Source organism: uncultured Intestinimonas sp. (assembly GCF_944387245.1).
Lineage (GTDB): Bacteria > Bacillota > Clostridia > Oscillospirales > Oscillospiraceae > Intestinimonas.
The window spans coordinates 1-4,212 of sequence record NZ_CALXEE010000118.1 but is presented as its reverse complement, the minus strand read 5'-3'; the positions used below and the strand labels follow the sequence as shown (position 1 = coordinate 4,212).

The 4,212-nt window shown below is 62.6% G+C and carries 6 protein-coding genes; 3 read left to right on the top strand and 3 right to left on the bottom strand.

The annotated features are described in order from the left end of the window. Positions 1-432 carry a DUF3842 family protein gene (locus Q0K15_RS10765; RefSeq protein WP_294515845.1) on the bottom strand — a complete coding sequence of 144 codons (432 nt, stop codon included), beginning with the start codon at positions 430-432 and terminating at the stop codon, positions 1-3. A 277-nt stretch (positions 433-709) separates the two neighbouring features. On the opposite strand from Q0K15_RS10765, the gene Q0K15_RS10760 reads away from it, so the two are divergent. Next, complete coding sequence (locus tag Q0K15_RS10760; RefSeq protein WP_294515844.1) at positions 710-1,234, top strand: QueT transporter family protein; 525 nt, start codon at positions 710-712, stop codon at positions 1,232-1,234. Between the two features lie 30 nt (positions 1,235-1,264). Next, entirely contained in the window at positions 1,265-2,134 is an 870-nt protein-coding gene (gene galU, locus Q0K15_RS10755; protein ID WP_294515843.1) for a UTP--glucose-1-phosphate uridylyltransferase GalU, read from the top strand. A gap of 77 nt (positions 2,135-2,211) precedes the next feature. Here the strand turns inward: galU and Q0K15_RS10750 are convergent, their stop codons facing one another. Beyond that, a complete protein-coding gene (locus tag Q0K15_RS10750; RefSeq protein ID WP_294515842.1) occupies positions 2,212-2,985 on the bottom strand; it encodes an AIM24 family protein in 774 nt (257 codons plus the stop codon). Positions 2,986-3,092: 107 nt separating this feature from the next. Beyond that, positions 3,093-3,362, bottom strand: coding sequence for a translation initiation factor 2 (locus Q0K15_RS10745; protein ID WP_294515841.1), 270 nt, complete (start codon positions 3,360-3,362; stop codon positions 3,093-3,095). A gap of 134 nt (positions 3,363-3,496) precedes the next feature. On the opposite strand from Q0K15_RS10745, the gene sleB reads away from it, so the two are divergent. Continuing rightward, entirely contained in the window at positions 3,497-4,168 is a 672-nt protein-coding gene (gene sleB, locus Q0K15_RS10740) for a spore cortex-lytic enzyme (protein WP_294515840.1), read from the top strand. The last annotated feature ends 44 nt before the right edge of the window (positions 4,169-4,212 follow it).

The following is a 4,212-nucleotide window of genomic DNA, read 5'->3' as shown; positions in this document are numbered from 1 at the left end:
TCACACCGGGGCAAAGCCGTGCTGGGAAAGCTCATGGAGGGCCAGCTCCACCGCCCGGCGGAGATACTCCTCCAGCCGGCAGTCCTCCGTGCCGGCAATGAGGGTGCCGCAGGTGGGGGAGGGAATGAGGATTTTGACGCACTCGGTGCCGGAGACGGCGGAGGCCACCGCCGGGGAGACCTCCCCCATGATGCCGTTGGCCAGAATGACGCCGATGGGGCCCAGAATGAGGTCGGCCCGCTGGGCGTTGTAGCACAAGGCGTTCTCGCCGGTGGCTCCCCGGGCGGCCCCCGCCTTGAGCATAGCGTTGGTGGCCAGGGAATTGGTGCCGGCGCACAGGAGCTCACAGCCCTCCGGCAGATGGGGCCGGAGTAGGCTCACCAGCCGGGCGCCGATGCCGCCGCCCTGGCCGTCGATGATGAGGATGCGCATAGGGATCAGATCCTTCCTTGGTGGTGTGATCCGGTCCGTAAAAGACCGGTAAGACTTCTCTTTGACATTATACGGGGGAAAACCTCCGCTGTAAAGGTGACAAAATGACTGTACAGAGAGAAAAAAGCATGATATAATGACCACGACTGGTTCCCCACCCAGTCCAACCGGCGCGGAGAAAGCCGTCCGGACGCCATGTGCCCTGCGTCCGGGGAGAGGGACCCGCGCCGCTGTACGCGGCACACGTACTCTAAACAAAAAATGGAGGTTCTTTTTCATGCGCAAAAGTCCTGTCCGCGATCTCACCCTGGCGGCCATGGTGGCCGCCCTGTACGCCGTGCTGAGCTACTTCAGCAACATCTTTGGCCTGGCCTACGGACCCATCCAGTTCCGGTTCTCCGAGGCCCTGTGCGTCCTGCCTTTCCTATTCCCAGCCACCGCGCCGGGGCTCTTTGTGGGCTGCCTCATCGCCAACCTGCTCTCGCCCTACGGCGCCATGGACATCGTGGTGGGCTCCTTGGCCACTCTCATCGCCGCTCTGTGGACCAGCAAGGTCCGCCACTGGTGGATGGCCTGGCTGCCGCCGGTGCTGTGCAACATGGTGCTGGTGGGCTTCACCATCGGCTTTGCCGAGGTAGGCATCACCGCCGCCCTGCCCGCTGCCTGGATCTACAATGGCGTCACCGTGGGTATCGGTGAGCTGGGTGTCTGCCTGGTGCTGGGCACCATCCTGCTGCGGGCCATGCCCCAGATCAAGTTTTTCCACGACCTTATCCCGGAGGGACGCCTTACCCACGCGTGAGGCCTGCCCTCCGCCAATGGAGGAGATCAGATGAAAGTACGGAAAGCCGTCATCCCGGCAGCCGGGCTGGGGACCCGGATGCTGCCCGCCACCAAAACGGTGCCTAAGGAGATGCTCCCCCTGGTGGATAAGCCGGTGATCCAGTATATCATCGAGGAGGCGGTGGCCGCCGGGATCGAGGATATTCTGGTGGTGACCAACCGGGCCAAGTCCGCCATGGATGACTATTTTGACTACTATCCCGAGCTGGAGGAGCGTCTGGCCCGGGCGGGCAAGGAACGGGAGTTGGCGGAGGTCCGTCGGGCCGCAGATCTGGCCAACATCTTCTATGTCCGACAGAAGGAGACCAAGGGTCTGGGCCACGCCATTTGGCGGGCCAAGCGCTTCGTGGGGAACGAGCCCTTTGCCGTCCTCCTGGGCGACGACATCATGCGATCCCAGACCCCGGTCATCGGCCAGCTCATCGCCGGTGCGGAGAAGTACGGCGCCTCCTGTGTGGGGGTGCAGCAGGTGAGCACCGAGGCCATCTCCAAGTACTCCTCCGTGAAGGTGGAGCCTCTGGAGGAGCGGATCTTCCGGGTCAATGACATGGTGGAGAAGCCCCGTCCCGAGGAGATCTTCTCCAACTACGCCATCCTGGGCCGGTATGTGCTCCGGCCCGGCATCTTCGACATTCTGGAGAATCTGAAGCCGGGTTACGGCGGGGAGATCCAGCTCACCGACGGCCTGAAGGAGCTGTGCAAGCGGGACAAGATGGTGGCAGTGGATTTTGAGGGAAAGCGGTATGACACCGGCAACCTGAAGGGCTTCCTGGAGGCCACCATCGACTTTTCCCTGGCCCACCCGGAGACGGGGGAGTGGCTCAAGGGCTTTTTGAAGGAGAAGGCCGGCCAGCTCTGAGGCACATTCATAGAAATGACAAAACGTCCCCCGGAGGCAAAACGGAACCTCCGGGGGACGTTTTCCGTATGGACGGCTTACAGGTTGGGCATTTTGGCGGTGGGCATCATGAGGACCTTGCCGGTGCCCCGGTAGACGTTGACCAGACCCTCGCCGGAGGCGGCGGAGCCGATGAGGCTCTTGCCGGAACGCTCCACGGTGAATTCCAGGCTGGCGCTCCAGGCGATGGCGTAGTTGCCGTCGATCTTCAGCACGTCGTTCTGGAGGGTGATCTCCACCAGCTCTTCCCGGGGGCACTCGGACTCGATGCAGAAAGCGCCGCTGCCGTTGAGGCTCAGGTTGAAGAGTCCCTCGCCGCCGGCCACGGCGGAGGAGAGGTTGGAGCGCATGACGGCCTTGTGCTGGAGACGGGAGTCACAGGCCAGGAACAGACCGTCGTCCAGCACCACGGAGCCGCCCCAGTCGGCAGCGTCCATGAGGATGAGGTAGCGGTAGGTGGGCTCCAGCACCAGCAGGCCGTCGCCGGTGTATTCCGGCTTGATCGCCGACTCGCCGGAGGCCTTGCCACGTACGGCCTTGGTAAAGAGGTCGCCCACACCCTTGATGCCGGTGGTGGCGTTCACATTGCCCAGCATCCACTGCATGGCGCCGGCCTGGATGGTGACCTGGGCCTTGCTCAGATCGCACACCAGCTGGCGCTTTCTGACGTTCATCTGGGAACAATAATAGGCGGTGATGGCGGAAGAAGGGGTAACGCTCAGGTCGCGCTGGTACTCGATGACAGAGAAGGGACCCAGCTGGGAGAGGGTCTTGACGTCGTCGTTGTCCATAAAGTTGGAAACCTGATACATGAAAAACGCTCCTTCGTACAAAGGCTCTCGGGGTATCCGAGCCGAAGAGGGCGGGTACCCGATGCAGGGCCATTGTATCATAAGGAAGGGCCGGGCACAATGGCCCGTCAGAAGAAAAGGGCCAGGCTCCAGGCGGCGGTGGCGGCCAGAGCGCCGGCGGCGGCGTAGGCCGGGGCGGGGATGGCCTGGAACCATTTCCCGGGAACGGTGCTCCGGGAGACGTAGTTTTTAGCCGCCTGCCTGGCCTCCCGCAGAACCTGCTCCGGGCTGGCACCTTCGGAGAGCGCGCCCTCCTTCAAAATGAAGATGGCCTCCTCGAAGAGGCGGGGGTCGGGTGTTTTGACCACGATGACCTGCTTGTTGATGCCTTTGACCATGATGATGCCGCTCCTTTATGGAAAAGAAAAGTTTCCCTAACAGTATAACCCAATTTTTCTTCCATGATTCACCGCTCATAAGAAAGGAGCCGGGGCCGTACACTAAAGGCGAGACTTTTGTGGGAGGCGGGAACGTGCGGGAACAGAGAAAACGACTCATTTTATCCCTGGCCCTGATCTTTCTGTTGAATATACTCATCATTACCATGGTCCAGACGGCCCAGGCGGCCACCTACCGTCGGGGCTCCTCGGGGCAGACGGTGCGCACCATTCAGGAGAAGCTGATCCGCTGGGGCTACCTGGACGGGACTGCGGACGGCATTTATGGCAGTAAAACGGAGGCGGCGGTGAAGCTCTTTCAGAAAAAGAACGGCCTCACCGCCGACGGCATCGTGGGTCCCGCCACCCTGAAGGCCCTGGGTATGTCGGAGGGGAGTACCTCCTCCTCGGCCGCAGACAGCGAGGTGGCCCTGCTGGCCAAGGTCATCTCGGCAGAGGCCAGAGGGGAGCCGTACAGCGGCCAGGTGGCGGTGGGGGCGGTCATCCTCAACCGGGTGAGCCACCCCTCCTTCCCCAATACCATCGCCGGGGTGGTGTACCAGCCTGGGGCCTTCACCTGCATGGTGGACGGCCAGATCGATCAGCCGGTGGCCGATTCCGCCGTCCGGGCCGCCCGGGACGCCATCAACGGAGCCGATCCCAGCGGCGGAGCCATCTACTATTTCAACCCCAACACGGCCACCAGCGCCTGGATCTGGTCGCGGCCCCTCATCAAGGTCATCGGCAGCCACCGGTTCTGCGCCTAGGAGTGCTCTTGCGCATGTGGGGGAAAGAGCCTCGCAGAGTTCCG

What these genes read in the sequence shown, in the direction of transcription:
- Q0K15_RS10745 (WP_294515841.1), bottom strand. Translation starts at nt 3,362, where the DNA reads ATGGTCAAAGGCATCAACAAGCAGGTCATCGTGGTCAAAACACCCGAC.
- galU (WP_294515843.1), top strand. Translation starts at nt 1,265, where the DNA reads ATGAAAGTACGGAAAGCCGTCATCCCGGCAGCCGGGCTGGGGACCCGG.
- Q0K15_RS10765 (WP_294515845.1), bottom strand. Translation starts at nt 432, where the DNA reads ATGCGCATCCTCATCATCGACGGCCAGGGCGGCGGCATCGGCGCCCGG.
- Q0K15_RS10750 (WP_294515842.1), bottom strand. Translation starts at nt 2,985, where the DNA reads ATGTATCAGGTTTCCAACTTTATGGACAACGACGACGTCAAGACCCTC.
- Q0K15_RS10760 (WP_294515844.1), top strand. Translation starts at nt 710, where the DNA reads ATGCGCAAAAGTCCTGTCCGCGATCTCACCCTGGCGGCCATGGTGGCC.